Genomic DNA, 14,285 nt, shown 5'->3' on the forward strand with positions numbered 1-14,285 from the left:
TGTAAAGTTTTTTAACTTTCTTCAATTTTAGTATTGACTTTTTATTTGCAGGCTAAAGTAACGAGAATGCGACGCGCCGTTTTCAATTATTTTACTGTAAGAAAGTCCTCCACACAGAATCTTTCTGCTGCGGAGGACTTTCCTTAACACGTTTTCATCATCTGTTCGTTTATTCTACATCTACCGGCGAATCATACAATTCCATAACATTGTAGATCTGTTCTGCTGCTGTTGTACGCAGTTTCTGCTGTGTGCTCTGGTTTGCGCATTTTTCGTATTCACGCATGAAGGCAGTTGCTGCGGTGTCAACATCTTCGGCATTTTTCAGTCTGTCCAACAGATTCGGATTGTAGTCGGAAAGGTAGGCCATCAGACTGTCGAGCTGGCCGGACAGGCTTCCAAGGCTCTTTCCAAGATCAATGGTATATCGGCACAGATACTCTTTGATCGTTGGATCTGTAAAACCACAGAGACCATATCCATATCTTCCGCCACTGTAAAGGCCAAAACGGGAACTTCGGATCACTTCGTCACGGGAAATGATTCCGGCATCAACAAGGTTCGTGTACTGCTCTCCGCTCAGGCTTGTGCGGCTGGTAGAGCCATACTCAAGCAGTGTCGGATTGAGGTCTGTGGATGCCTCGTTTGCAATATTTCCCATAATACCGGCGGCTCCTTCTTTTGTAAATCCGTGCATCAGGAAGTAATTCCAGATCTTTTCTGCGTTCGTTCCGCCGATTTCATCGTCGGCTGCAAAACGACGGATCGTCAGAATCGTGTCACAGTCCACCGGGCGGTCGCAGGTGATACCGGCGTTTTCATTCAGCGCTTCTACGATTTTTCCTTCTCCGTCATACAGCGCCACATGGCCATTATAGCAAATAACATCGCCTGCGCGTGCCTCATCCAGGCTTGCAACCTCCGTTCCAAGGCTGCGCCATCCGCCGGAGGTCGTATATTCACCGTCGTACGCACCGCAACGGGTCAGAATCTGCCATACAAAATGAGAGCAGTCAATACCGTCCGTCAGGGAGTTTCCACCCCAGACGTATGGTCTGCCAACGAACTGTTTTGCAAATGTGATAATACCGTTTCCGGTTGAGGTTTTTACTTCATAAACCGTTTCTTTTTTATAGGGAAAAGCTTCATTTTCAGACGGATCGATCACTTGATCCGCCAGTTTCATCTGATCCTCTCCGGTGCCGGTTACATATTCCAGCGCCTCTTTTCCCTGCTGCAGATAATCCGTACGGACAAAACCGCGGACGTCGCCCGATTCAATATAAACCCACTCCTGATCCGCATCGGCGATCACAAAGCAGAGTGCCTTTGCCGGAAGTGTTCCCACGATCCGTGCGCTGGTGGAACCGCTTTCGCGGACGTTTAATCTGGTATCGACCTTTGCGTAGGCGTACGCTTTGTCGACCTGTGCGAAACCTGAGCGGAGATCTTTTTTCATGGAACTGATATATTTTCCGTAATCAATCGTCTGAATCCAGTCATCCGCCTGTGTCTCATCATTTTTCGGTGTTTCTGTCGGTGCTGGTGCAGGCGTCTCGGTTGGCACCGGTGTTTCTGTTGGTTCCGGGGTTTCGGACGGGGCTGGAGTCGGCGTTTCACTTGGGGATGGCGTTACCGACGGTTCTGGAGTTTCGCCTGGAGTTGGTTCCGGGGTTTCACTTGGAGATGGCTCCGGCATCTCGCCTGGATTCGGGTCTTCCGGTGTCTCCGTTGGAGTCGGATCCTCTGTCGGTTCTGGCGTTTCCGGTACTTCTGGCTCCTCTGTGGAAGCGGCATTTTCATCCTGAGATGGTACGGACGGTTCTTCTGCTGGTGTCTCGGTTTCCTGTGTTTCTACAGCCGGAACAACGGCTTCTTCTGTGTTTCCGTTTTCCGTTTCACTTTGCGTGGCCGGTGCATCCGCCTGATCTTTCTGCGTTTCCTGCACCGTTTTCGCTGTCTCCTCTGCATGCGCCGGTGCAGCCGAACCGAGAAGCATTCCGGCTGCCACGCCGAACGCTGTTACCGTTGTGCCAAATTTTTTCTTTGAAATCATATATGTTTTGCTCTCCTCTCTGCTGTTTGTCGATTTCTGCCTGCCATTTTCTGCTTTTGAGGCCGTTCGGATGAAATCACAAAAATGTATCGTTCCTGTAAAGTCTGGCCTCTTTTTTTTGAAGATAAACCAAAAATGATATCATTCGTTTTCATTGTGCAAAAAATTTCACGTATTTTCTATATTGTATCACAGACAACAGCAGATGCAAAGAAACAGATCACATATTGAGGAATTTTTCTGTTTAACGCGTGAAATTGAGAGAGATTCTCTGTAAATTCTCAGGAACCGGACGGAATGCGGATCAGAAGCCGTTTTCCATTCTGCTCTGATACCGTCAGAACCGGAATATGTTTCTTGCGGAGTTGGTGCATGACCGGATAGGCCGCAAAGAGATCACCGCTGACACAGACAGCCTCCGGCTTTTCTTTTAACAAGTCCGACAGGTATTCCCGCAGGCGTATCTTCCATTCTGCTTTTTCAAGTGATGACACGGCATAACTGCCACAGATGTTCAGTTCCGGGGCCTCCGGCAGCGGTTTATGAAGAATAACTGCATGCTCCATGCCCGGCATCTGCCGCAAAAGCGCGTCATCCGCATCAATCGCATCGGTACCGATGTGGATCAGAACCGGTGCTTTTGGCATTCCCGCAAGGCTGATGCGACAGGCAGCGACGGCATCGTCAAGCGTTTCTGCGGTGAGAAGAAATCCTCCTTTGTGGCAGAAAGACACATCGGAAAGCCCCGTCGCTTCCTGCAGTGCTTCTTTTTCCAGACCAAGCCATGTTTCCGGAAAATCATACTTGTAATTGGATGAATTTTCTTTTCGAACCGGCTGCACACAGTAACCGCCGCGGTTCGATGGGAATATCAGAAATGCAATTTCAGTCGCGGAAAGCTGTTTCTGACATGGAAAAAATTCCGACAGAATCAGAATCTTTTCATCCATTGTTCCTGCCTTTTTCTCCGCTGCGATCCGCTTCCTGTGTTCGGCAAGAAGAGCTGCAAACTGCTGCTCCGCCCGCTCATCCGCACGAAAACGCTCCCATTTATGTTCCAAAATCCGTCCGGCCACTGCCACCGCTTCCAGGAAAGCAGCATCGCTTCCGCTGTTATCATCCCATACCGGATTGAACATGCCGATCATACTGGCGAGTTCATTCTTTTCTCCTGTATTATCATTGAGATCGAGCGGCTGTACAAACTTCTCGTCAAACCGCGCGGCCATCTCCGGACTTAAAATTTCTGTGCCAAGTGCCTCCCATAAAAGGCCAAACGCCGCGTACGGAACCTGGTTTTCCCGGATCCGGCTGTCTTTCTGGTGATGGTCGTATTCTTCTCTTCCAATATCAAAAACAATCCCGTCAAAATCCTCCGGCACACGATTTCCGCGCTGGATGGTAAGCTGCGGATTAAAATGCAGAAGCAGTGCCGCAGAGAACACATCATCCGCATGAAATTTTCCGCCGTGCGTAAAAGCAGCGGCATGTTCTTTTTGTATCTGTTCTAATAATGTCATAAAATTCCAACTTCCTTTTTCTTAAGATCTGCTCTATTTTACTCTATCTGGCGGCTGTTTCGCAACGGTTCTATGTAAAGAAAAGCTTGAAAACTTCCTGGCGCGTATTTATTAAAAATCATTTCCGCAGTCTGCACACTTATCTACGAAAATTCTTTTGTGGGTATTTGGAAAATCAAAATGAGCGGCTCCTCTTCCAAGGTTCCGCTCATTTTGATTTTTCTTCCTTTCATACCTGAATCCGGTCTGCAGCTGCATCACACATTGCAATCCGTTTTCCATCCATGCCAAGGATCAATCCACCGTTTATTCTCTGGATGACCTGTACGGTGCTGCCTTCTTTGATTTTACGGCTTCGGAGGAAATCCAGAACATCAGGGATTCCAAACATCCATTTAATGGTACAGATATCACCGGTTTTTTTCTTTGAAAGTGCCTGCATGGTATCCCTCCTTTTTACTTTTTCTATATTGTATTCCCTGAGGAAATATTTAGTCAATAAGAACAATTGGGATACGCTTCTAACTAAAGTTTGTGTGCAAAGCGCTAGAGTGTGTTTGAAAAAGGCTTTTCGTAGTCTGCATGTTCCAATTTGTGGGAGATTTTGTCTGAATGAAGGAGGCGTAGCGGGCTACGGCGACTGAATGAGGGCAAAATATACCGCAAAGTGGGGCGTGCAGGCTGCGGAAATGGTTTTTCAAACACACTCTAGTTTTTCAATCAGAGAAAGAGTTTGATGCACGCGATCGCAATCGAAGCCACGGCCACGATCCGTTTCAGCAGCGTCTGGTTGATTTTCGTTGCATTTTTGCTTCCGGCAAAGACACCGATGCCATGTGCGACCAGAAGTACCGGTAAAAGCAAAAAGACTTCTTTGTTTCCGGCGGCCGCGATCAGATAGCCTGCCGCAGACGGTACGCGATGAAAATCGAATCAAACAAGGAAATACCGACTGCGGTGTGCGCCGGAATACCGAGCAGTGTCAGAATCGGCATTACAAGCACCGGCCCGCCTGCACCGGAAGCGGCACAGACAGCACCGGTTACAGCACCAAGTACCAGGTAAAACGGAACGCTCTGGACTGCTTTTTTCTCTGTATTTCCCGGCTTGTCTTTCCGAATCAGGATGGAAATTCCGGAGAGCAGAACAACGAGATATAGAATTATTTTCATCGTGTCCGCCGGAATCAGAAGGTTGATCTTGACACCGGCAAGCGTGCCGACAAAACTTCCGGCCGAAAGCACACCTGCCGTTTTCAGGTCAAGGTTCCCGCTCTTATAATAATTTACCGATCCTAGAATGCCGGAAATCAGAAATGCTGCAAAGCTAATTTCCCTAAAAAAAGGAAAAATCGCCATGACGCTGGAGCAGTATCATCTGGCGCAGAAGACGATTCATCATTATGTTAATTATTAAAGCGTGCTGGGAAAACACTTCTTATTACGTTCTCCACTATTTCTTTAGATTAAGAAAGACCCTGCATACGCAGAGCCTTTCTTACATTTTCTTTCGAGGACTAACCTATAGCCAGATTGTGTTAAACCCTTATAAAGCTCATAAGACACTGCTTTCTGGCACAACATCTTACTTTACCGCTTGGCAGACACTCAAGTTGCCTGTCTTTAACATTATATTATATGTGATACGAAAATATGTCAATTCCAAATGCATTACTTCAGAAAGAGTTGACATATTTTATCTGGCATAGCACATGTGACTGCATCCATTTGGAAAAAGCTCTGCTTTCATCGCTCGGATATATTCTTCTTCCGTAGAAGAATCCTCCAGAATCTCCAGCATGCGGCGCAGATTTCGGATATCACGCTCCATAAAATTGGTATAATTTCCTCGGCCTACCAGCTTCAGATGAGTGATTCCGGCATCGGAAAGCTGTTTTAATGTACACAGGCCGCAGCCGGTTGCGCCGCAGAGGTAACCATCTTCCGATACAGGATTCGTCAGTTCTGATGCAGAATCCCATTCGGATATAGAAATATTTTCTCCTGGACGATTTTTTTCTTGTTTTTCTAATTTAGATTCTGAAAGCGACACCGGTTTCTTCCAGTAAGGAACCCGGCAAAGATATCCCATTTCATCGCAGTGCAGGGAATTGCAGAAAGCACCACTGAACTGGCACAGTTCATTCAAAGCAAATGCCTCGAACTCCGTTGGATAAGTCCATTCTTTTCGAGTGGCTTCTTTCTGCGCAGTTATATGCTGGATCACTGCACGCATTTCCGAAATCGTATTTTTGCGCTGGAAAATGATCCTCTTCGGGTATTCTTTCGCAAAAACCTCTGTCATCGCAGAATTCACCGTTCCCAAATCCCCGCTCAGATGTACCTCACAGTCAATCTTTTCTTTTCGCAGGTACACAAGCAGCGCGGGATCCGCAAGAATATAACTTTCAAACCCTATGCTGCGGCACTGTTGGATGATCCGTGCAATTTCTTCATACTGCTCCGGCCGATAATACAATGAATTGAACGTCAGGTGCACTGGCTTCTGGTATTTCTGCACCATATTGGCCAGAATTTCCAGTTCGCTGAACGATCCGATTTGTACATTATAGTTTAAGACCTCTCTCCGATTCAGCGGCAGAACCGTTCCGTATTTTTCTGACCAGGAAAACGGAACGTAACCGCAGAACAGCTCGTCTGCTCCGGCGCGGACGTAACGGGGATAGTCATCAATGGAGCCTAGGCCTGCTGTGATTTTCATAGTTTTTCCACCACCACTTTACACCGTTTTCTGCAGAATGCAATTCCATATGCAAGAATATCATTTCGTCCATCCTCGCGAAGTTCTGTATCATATCTGCGGTCCTTGATCTGCTCCAGCGCTCTTTCACACACCTGATTGAGATCATGCAGGGAGCGGACATCTTTCAATTCCACGATGATTCCCGCATCCGGATTTTTCGGTTTAAGCAGAATATCCGCAAAACCATCTCCAGATTCCCTGTTTGATTTCACAACCCAGCCAGGATAATGTCTGCAGACTGGAGACAAGCATATCCTCATCCATGGAATATTTACCATTCACTAAATGGATAATCGCCCGATATTTGCTCCGCTCATTATCCGTCAGTTTTTCACTGTCTGCTAAAAATGCAAATCGCTCTGCTTCAACGCCGATCAACTCCGTTAAACGGTATTTTGCGGCCTCAAAAGATAAGCCGTCAATTCCTTTGAGTGACAGGAAGATAACAGGGTATTTTCCCATATATTCCTCACACAGCTTTTGGTTCCGGGAAATATAGAGACCATCAAACAGCGTTCGATCTGCTCCAATTTCAAAAAAACTCTTAAGCATACTCATGTTTAAGGTTTTTCCAAATCGACGTGGTCTGGTAAAAAGATTCACCTTGCTCCAGTTTTCGAAAAGCTGCTCAATCAGTTTTGTTTTATCTACATAGTAGAACCCGGATTTTTCAATTTCCTGAAAATTTTCAAGTCCAACCGGAAGTTTTTTCCATTCTGCCATATCTGCATGCTCCTTTCTGAAGCTAATCTCTGGAGTAAACTGTCTGTTTTCTTTCATCTACCACAATGCATTTTAACATTTGGCAGATCAAATCGCAAGCCGATCTCTTTTTATTATTTCAGAAAACTTTTCATCACCATTATTTGTATCTTTTACCGAATGAATTCCTTTCGTTGAACACTCACGTTATTTGTTCATACTTTTATCTTGACTTTTTTTCCTGTGTAACTTATCATACAAATTAAGAAATGAGTTTTCACTGGGTAGGGCTCATGCCTGACAGAACTTGCTCATTTTTTTATTTTCATGATATCCTTAAGATGTTGAATAAAAGAGAAAAAACTGAAAACAACTGATATATGAAATAAGTCAGATCTTCCTTATTCCGCAGTAAGCATAATATCGAAAAGAGGTGTTTCGAAAAATATGCGAAAGAAAATCGGCGTTTTTTCAGCGCGAATCGTAGAAATACTTGAATTGGACATTCCAGCCGGAACACCTATTTATATAGCAGATTCCAATATAGAACATATGAAAACTTCCCATCCTGATGATTTCGCACAATACGGCAGCGAATTAAGTAATATCATTGCCAATCCTGATTATGTTGGAAAAAACGCTAAAGATGATTCTATAGAATTCACAAAAGAATACTACATAAATGGAGAATACGTAAAAGTAGCTGTCAGAATATCCACTCATAATATTTATTACGCGCGTTCAATGTACGTATTGAATCCCAAACGAGTTAAAAATTTTATTGCCAAGGGAACTTTAAAAAACTTGACAAATAAATAAGCTATTGTATAATAACATTGTAAGAGCATAGAATATATTGAATGAAAGCAGAGGACGGAACGGGCAGCCGTCACCCTAGTTGGAGATGTGGGAATGTCACCCCACCTATTTCATTCAACATATTAAGGGGCTGCTGTTTTAACGAACAAAGATTCGTGAAACAGCAGCTTTATTTTTGTTACCGGAAAAGGGTGCTCTGAATCTTTGGAAAGCATTCACTATTGCATTGGTGCATATGTCAACCATCAATCCCACGCCGGAGATCCGTAAATCCCATCGCCAGATAAACTTTTTTAAAACCGGAAGCATCTGCATCATTCAGCATGATGGAATATCTCGACAAGCTGACGGATGATCTCTGGTGATGCACCGGGAAATATTTCCGCTGACAGCCCTTTTGTGTTTTGAATGTGGACGACAGGTTCCATGCCGGTCACAGGGCTGGCAAGTGTTTGTCTGCATAGGTCATGCTCTTTTGACACCGGGGCAGGCAGCTCTATAAAGGCTGGGGATTCTGCAGCCGGTATCTGATCCAGACATGCTTTACGCACACGCCGGAGCCGGTAATAATAATTAGATTTTGTGAGATTGTTCTGTACGCACCAGGTGTCAACATCCATGCCCGCCGGACGGTTCTGACAGGCACGAATTTGTTCTGCCCACTGCCGGATCCTGACCTGCTGCGCTATAAGACTGGTTTGCGTAGCTATACCATCCCTCCCTTAATTATAGTCAGTCTAAAAAGTTGAGTACTGAACTTTTTGGACTATGTTAATTTAGTCAGTATGATTATGGCATAAATGTAGTGGGATAAAAAGGTACTCGGAATTTACCGTTTACTTTCAAAAAGCTGTTCAATCAGCTTTGCTTTATCCACATAGTAAAATCCAGATTTTCAAACTTCCTGAAAATCTTCAAATTCCACCGGTAATCTCTTGTATCCTGCTATATTTACACGCACCTTTCCAAATCAAATCTCTGGGGAAGAAATTCTTTCTGCTATCTCTTCACCAGCACAGCTCCTTCCACTTTCGCATAATACTCCGCCAGATCTTCCTCCATCTGCCTTCTCACCCGCTCCCAGTCCCCTGCTTCCATCTGGCTGTACAGCGCATGATTCATCGAGATTACACTCAGATCCTTCGAATAATACAAGAACCGTTTTCTCTCAAATTTCTCAAACGGATTGGTCAGCATACTTCTCTGCATTGCTTTCTTATCCTGCAGCATCGTTTCATTATACGGGCATGTACTCCGGTCTACGGGAAGTCCCCGGGTTATTCTGTCCTGGTAAAAAGCAATATAGTCCTCCAGAATCTCCTCTATTTTTGCATCTCCAATAGAATCCACATGACGGATAAAAGCCAGCAGAAACGGCATTTTATAAGAAAGTGAATAATCTCTTTCTTCCAGGAACGCAAAAAAATCTTCTTTGATGGTCGCATCGTTGTGTTCCTTAATTCCAAGCTGCTTCCGATATTTTTCCACTTCATCCGGACTGAATAAATATAATGTTTTACTTCCGAATTTGTACTGCACTTCTGGTGTTAATTTTCCGGCTCTGATCCAGCTTGTGATGGTTCCCGTATTCACAAAATATTCCCTGGCAACCTGCTCCTGGCTTAGATAATCGCCGTATTTTTCTTCAAAAGAATGGATATCCACCTCTGTAATCCGCTCAATCCGCTCTTCCATTCCATCAATCACCACCGGGTCTCCCGGCTTATAATCCATTTTTGTAATATCGCCAAACGGAACATAATAAGGATTGGCAAAAACAGAATGCATACTGCAGGGCTTGATCATGGCTCCATACTCATCGACTACGTCAATCACAATCACATTTTTCTTGGTGTCCGTTTTCCGCAGTCCCCTTCCGACCTGCTGCAGATAAAGAACCTTGGAAAGCGTAGGCCTTGCCATCACCAGAATGCCGAGTTCCGGATAATCCCATCCCTCTGAAATCATGTTGCAGGCACACAGGAAACGGATTTCCTTTTCTTTAAACGCTTTCATAACAGAACTTTGATTTTTCGTCTGTCTTGTGTAGCTGGACGCTGAAATATTTGCCCGATTAAGGAGCTTTGCCATTTCGTTCGCATGCGCAACATTGACGCAAAAAACAACACCCTGTCTCATGCCCGCTTCGCCGGATGTAAAATACTCTGAAAGTACCTGGACAATCAGCTCATTTCTTGAAGTGACCCGGATTCTTTTCTCCAGATCCGCATTGACATAATCCCGCCCATTAAACCTTACACTGGAAAGATCAAGATTCGTTTCAATCCGGTAAACATTCGCTTTCGCGACCACTCCCTTTTCCATCGCTTCTTTTAAGGATAACGAAGTCGTATACGATTCAAACACCGTTTCCAGCTTTCTTTTATCCGGCCGCTGATCCGTCGCCGTCAGGCCTATCGTAAATTCTGTCCGATAGTATTGCACAACTCTTTTCAGCATTGGCGCAACCGCATGATGTGCTTCATCCACGACAAGATAATTGTAATAGTCTGGTGTAGTGTCCGTATAATGTCTGGCCGCGAAGGCATACGTTCGAATATCAATCTTATCTTTTAACTCTGGCAGCGAAGCCTTTATTCTTTCTTCCCAGTCCAGCAAAAGATTGACTCCCGGAACCAGAATCAACCCACGGAACTTTTGTTTTTCTTCCGCGAATGTCCGTAAATCTTCTTCCACAATTTTCGATTTTTCCGCTGCTGTAGGCAGCACAATCAAAAATGCCTTGATACCCGCTTCTCTGCGCTTTTGTATCTCCTGCAGGCTGACAGTCTGATGTTCATACAGCTCAACTTTTCTTTCAACTTTGATTCCGTCATCCACAAAATTCGAAGAATCTTTTCCAAAATACTGCTTGATATCATCCTCGATCCGATTGGTGAACTCGCAGTCCTCTTTGGAAAATCGAAATAACTTGATCCCCCACAGGGCACACGTATTTTGTTTCTTGAGCTGATTGCGATATTTTTCCTCTCCAATAATTTGCGGATGATGGTAATCAAGGCCGTTTTCTTCGATCGCATATTTCTGATCCTTTGTTCTGACAAAATAATCGAGAAAATAATTCCTTCCATTTTCATCACAGATTCCATATTCCCGCGTCAGATATCTCAGCGCATTCATTCCATAAACACTTGAAAAATTCTCTTCGAAATGAATTTCCAGCGGAGAAGCATCGGCCTGCTCGCTCCGATCTCCTGTGTTTCGTATATAACCGCCTTCCAGGACAATTCCATCTTTGGCAAGATATGAATCCAGATTTTCCCGCGCATATCCCAGAAAACGAAACACCCTTTGAAAGCGATGCATATAATCATTCTGCTTCTCCGTAATCAGCATATAGGGAAAAACCGGCTCTTTTGGCTCATGAGAGCAGATACCATCATCAATAACAACCATATCTATCCCATTATCATAAAACCGGGAAATTCCGCCATTTGGATAACACACCTGTTCCCGAAATCTAAAATCTGCGTGTTCTGCTAGAAACCTGTCTTTTTCAATATCAGATTCAGCCACTTTTCCTTCTCCCTTCCCGGTCTTACATCATCCGTAAGCCACTCTTCTTCTATTCGGATCTGCTCCACATCCTTGATAAAATCAGAAAAAGTATCCGGTGTGAAATCCGTAAAAAAACGGCCGCTTCTTTCGCCTTCAAACGTTCCATATTTAAAGGAGGTATAAATAATCCCATTAGTGTCCAACGCTGTTACCATCTTATGGAATACCATTTTTAATTCTTTTTTCGGTAAATGCAGAATCGATGAACACGCCCAGATGCCGTCATATTGATTCATCTCATCCAAATCCTGAAATATCATGTTTTTTACCGGAATACCGGTATAGGCGCTGGCGTATTTGCACAGTTCTTCTGAACCGTCCATCGCCGTAACAGCAAGACCGTTTCCCAGAAAATACTTCGTGTCTCTTCCGGAACCACACCCGAAATCCAGCACTCTCTTTCCCGGCAAAGCGTTTAAAAATTTATCCTGCATCGTCTGGAAATCTACAGAAACAGTGCCTTGTATGAAAGAAGCTGCGTTTTGGTTGTAATAAGCGATTGTTTGGTTTTCCATATTGTGATGATCTCCTTGATAGAAAATGTAAAGCATGTGCTGTGCAAAACTGTTTTCTCTTTTTTTAAACCGAAAACACTTCTTCAGACATTTTATAGATACTTACTTGTCAAGTTCATTATATGCCTTTTTGACGATCTGCGCCATCAATAATCTTCTCTGCTTCAGGAATTCAGGATACGGTAACTGCTCAAAATTCTCAGGTAATGCATTCTGAGCACAGGCAAGCCGGTATCCTTCTTCTCCTAATTTCTCTCGGTACCGGCTGACATACTCCGCCGGAGCTTCATCGGAAATATCAATGTTTGTTGTATAGTCCAAGTATGTAAAGTTCGCAATCTGGTTTCTGTCACGGTCATTATCGTACCCGATCTTTTCAAGATAATGTTTCGGAAAGATATGATGCTTGCCGCAGTGTCTGTAACCTGTTTGCCATACTGTAAAGCATCGTATATCATGTTTCGAACCGGCATTGCATAATGAATGTCTGTCTGATTTTCGATTCCAAGAAGCAGATAATACGTTTCCGATTCCTGCATAACCACAGCTGTTTTCAATATATCCCGATATTTCTGAACCGGATCTTCTGTCATTTCGGTTATCTCTTTTGCCTCTTTTCTCTCTTTCTTTGCGCCAAACGATATGGCAATCTCTGTTGAATCAACTTCTGTCAGTTTTTCTGGATTAATAACTTTTCTTCCATTGTAGATAAGATAATTGAACGCATCTGCAAAAATGTTACTCTTTCGCATGTATGCTTTGGTAACAATATCCGGTTTTCCCATGTGCATACACCTCCTCAAAAATATTTCAGAGAAGTCTGCACCCTTCCAGTTGTTTTTCAACTTATCACGAATTGGCAGCTCTATCAAGTTGAAAATATGAACTGCGAACATCCTTCTTAAGAAGTCACTATAGCAAATTCACTACAATCCGGTCTATCCCGCGCAGCCCATACATTTTCCCCATCGCCTCCGGCTCCTGCAAGATCGACAAATCAATCCCAAACAACGAATTATACCTCCCCATCATCCGCAAATGCTCCGGATACAAAAACGCCTGTTCTTCACAGAATCTATGGCACTTCCGCACCGGCGTCTGCGCGCCGCGGCTTCCTTTAGTACATGCTGCATACAGTGGACAGTACTGCGAAGTATTGGTCTGATAAAAGGGAAGATGCATACTGTTTTTCCCTTCTGGAAACTTCCTTGTACTGGTATCGCCACAGCTCTCCCACTCATACCGTTCCATCCGAAATTCTTCTTTTAAATAGTCCCGGTAAAACGCCGCATGGACACTGTTTTGTTCAAACAGAGTGCGATCCCCCAGCTTATAAGTCATCCGCGGATCTTTTTTCCGCTTGTTGAGCAGCACGCCAAGGCAGAGGGAAAACACCGGAAACTGAGATGCCAGATGGGCCGTTCCCCAGTCATTTACGACAATCTCAATGGTTTTGTTCTTTTGTTCACACCATCTGGCAAGATGCTGCAGACGTGCTTGCGTTTCCGTCAGATTTTCTTCCAGCAAAAATGGAAACGTAAGCGTAATTGAAAATGACTCCCGGCAGGCTTTGTCCATCAGTGCAAACAGTTCCTCTTCTTTCGGCGCCAGATGCGGGCAAAAAGCATTTCCTATATAGAGCCGGTCCGGGTGGAAAACCGGCGGATTCGGAATCTGATTTCTCCGAAAATAAGCATCAAAAAACACCGCACTTTCCATCGAAAGATACGCCTCATACCATTCTGGCCGGTCCAGTTCGAGCGCCAGCTCGACCGGCTGCCCGGGCTGCTCGGATTCCGCAAAGCCATTTTGCAATGCCACAAATGTTTCCTTCTCAATTCCGGAAAACCATACCTTTTTCTGCTCTTACAGACTTTCCAGATGAAACGCATCCTGCTCCGCAGGATATCCTGTCATCTCTTCTGCAAGCGCGGCATCATCGTCCTCCATTTTCCACCGGATATACTGGCTGTATTGCAGGGCAAGGCGCTGTACCGCATTTCGGTAGTCTTCCTGGTCTGTCACAAATGTATAAATCGTATCAAAATCCTCTTCTTTTTCCTGTAGCAGAGTCGCATCACGAAGAAGAATCCGCTGGTAGGATGCTGTTTTCTGATCGTAAAATGCCAGTTCCCACGGTGCGTTTTCCTGCTCCGCCGTAGCCGGTACCGCAAGACGGGTCTGAAAGCCATATTCTGAAATTGCCGTGATCCGCACTTCCTTATCTCCCCAGTATCCCGCCAGGATTCCGAACGGTAGCATGGAAATCCATGGCCATTGACTGATTTCTTTTTCCCGTTCTTTTTTCTGTTTCATTGATTCAAATCTCCT

General features: G+C 44.6%; 12 protein-coding genes and 4 pseudogenes. 2 read left to right on the forward strand and 14 right to left on the reverse strand.

What is annotated here, in order from left to right; all coding sequences use genetic code 11:
- Positions 1-169: 169 nt before the first annotated feature.
- From I2G42_RS08865 to I2G42_RS16825, 4 genes and pseudogenes are all read right to left on the reverse strand, one after another.
- Positions 170-2,056: a phage tail tip lysozyme gene (locus I2G42_RS08865; RefSeq protein ID WP_055228280.1), complete on the reverse strand. Its 1,887-nt coding sequence runs from the start codon at positions 2,054-2,056 to the stop codon at positions 170-172.
- 281 nt (positions 2,057-2,337) lie between these two features.
- Positions 2,338-3,576 carry an MYG1 family protein gene (locus I2G42_RS08870; protein WP_055228279.1) on the reverse strand — a complete coding sequence of 413 codons (1,239 nt, stop codon included), beginning with the start codon at positions 3,574-3,576 and terminating at the stop codon, positions 2,338-2,340.
- Between the two features lie 229 nt (positions 3,577-3,805).
- Positions 3,806-4,018: a ferrous iron transport protein A gene (locus I2G42_RS08875; RefSeq protein WP_022461118.1), complete on the reverse strand. Its 213-nt coding sequence runs from the start codon at positions 4,016-4,018 to the stop codon at positions 3,806-3,808.
- Between the two features lie 79 nt (positions 4,019-4,097).
- A pseudogene (locus I2G42_RS16825) lies at positions 4,098-4,217 on the reverse strand (DUF6783 domain-containing protein); the annotation flags it as partial.
- Between I2G42_RS16825 and I2G42_RS16830 the strand changes: the two are divergent.
- Positions 4,185-4,313, forward strand: a pseudogene (locus I2G42_RS16830) (DUF6783 domain-containing protein). The pseudogenes I2G42_RS16825 and I2G42_RS16830 sit on opposite strands and share 33 nt — an antisense overlap.
- Here I2G42_RS16830 and I2G42_RS08880 read toward each other — a convergent pair.
- The 5 genes and pseudogenes from I2G42_RS08880 to I2G42_RS08895 all read right to left on the reverse strand — a co-directional run.
- Positions 4,297-4,440: a hypothetical protein gene (locus I2G42_RS08880; RefSeq protein WP_156327601.1), complete on the reverse strand. Its 144-nt coding sequence runs from the start codon at positions 4,438-4,440 to the stop codon at positions 4,297-4,299. The pseudogene I2G42_RS16830 and the gene I2G42_RS08880 overlap by 17 nt on opposite strands.
- 29 nt (positions 4,441-4,469) lie before the next feature.
- Positions 4,470-4,934 carry a sulfite exporter TauE/SafE family protein gene (locus I2G42_RS08885; RefSeq protein WP_195530978.1) on the reverse strand — a complete coding sequence of 155 codons (465 nt, stop codon included), beginning with the start codon at positions 4,932-4,934 and terminating at the stop codon, positions 4,470-4,472.
- A 337-nt stretch (positions 4,935-5,271) separates the two neighbouring features.
- Entirely contained in the window at positions 5,272-6,297 is a 1,026-nt protein-coding gene (locus tag I2G42_RS08890; protein ID WP_055228277.1) for a U32 family peptidase, read from the reverse strand.
- The gene (locus tag I2G42_RS16995) at positions 6,294-6,617 is read right to left on the reverse strand and encodes a PD-(D/E)XK nuclease domain-containing protein (protein WP_330611299.1); all 324 of its coding nucleotides are present in this window, start codon (positions 6,615-6,617) and stop codon (positions 6,294-6,296) included. The genes I2G42_RS08890 and I2G42_RS16995 overlap by 4 nt, the downstream gene beginning before the upstream one ends.
- Positions 6,556-7,062 (reverse strand): annotated as a pseudogene (locus I2G42_RS08895) (AAA family ATPase); the annotation flags it as partial. The pseudogene I2G42_RS08895 and the gene I2G42_RS16995, both read right to left, overlap by 62 nt.
- Before the next feature lie 426 nt (positions 7,063-7,488).
- On the opposite strand from I2G42_RS08895, the gene I2G42_RS08900 reads away from it, so the two are divergent.
- A complete protein-coding gene (locus I2G42_RS08900) occupies positions 7,489-7,860 on the forward strand; it encodes a PBECR3 domain-containing polyvalent protein (protein WP_055228274.1) in 372 nt (123 codons plus the stop codon).
- 999 nt (positions 7,861-8,859) lie between these two features.
- Here the strand turns inward: I2G42_RS08900 and I2G42_RS08905 are convergent.
- From I2G42_RS08905 to I2G42_RS08925, 5 genes and pseudogenes are all read right to left on the reverse strand, one after another.
- Complete coding sequence (locus I2G42_RS08905) at positions 8,860-11,397, reverse strand: DEAD/DEAH box helicase (protein ID WP_195530979.1); 2,538 nt, start codon at positions 11,395-11,397, stop codon at positions 8,860-8,862.
- A complete protein-coding gene (locus tag I2G42_RS08910) occupies positions 11,361-11,954 on the reverse strand; it encodes a class I SAM-dependent methyltransferase (protein ID WP_055228272.1) in 594 nt (197 codons plus the stop codon). The genes I2G42_RS08905 and I2G42_RS08910 overlap by 37 nt, the downstream gene beginning before the upstream one ends.
- Before the next feature lie 407 nt (positions 11,955-12,361).
- A pseudogene (locus I2G42_RS17000) lies at positions 12,362-12,739 on the reverse strand (transposase); the annotation flags it as partial.
- Positions 12,740-12,866: 127 nt separating this feature from the next.
- The gene (locus I2G42_RS08920) at positions 12,867-13,775 is read right to left on the reverse strand and encodes a hypothetical protein (RefSeq protein ID WP_055228270.1); all 909 of its coding nucleotides are present in this window, start codon (positions 13,773-13,775) and stop codon (positions 12,867-12,869) included.
- 45 nt (positions 13,776-13,820) lie between these two features.
- Positions 13,821-14,270 (reverse strand): hypothetical protein, encoded by a 450-nt coding sequence (locus I2G42_RS08925; protein WP_055228269.1) that lies wholly within the window; start codon positions 14,268-14,270, stop codon positions 13,821-13,823.
- Positions 14,271-14,285: the final 15 nt, after the last annotated feature.

The sequence above is a fragment of the Fusicatenibacter saccharivorans genome (genome assembly GCF_015557635.1).
Classification (GTDB): Bacteria; Bacillota; Clostridia; order Lachnospirales; family Lachnospiraceae; genus Fusicatenibacter; species Fusicatenibacter saccharivorans.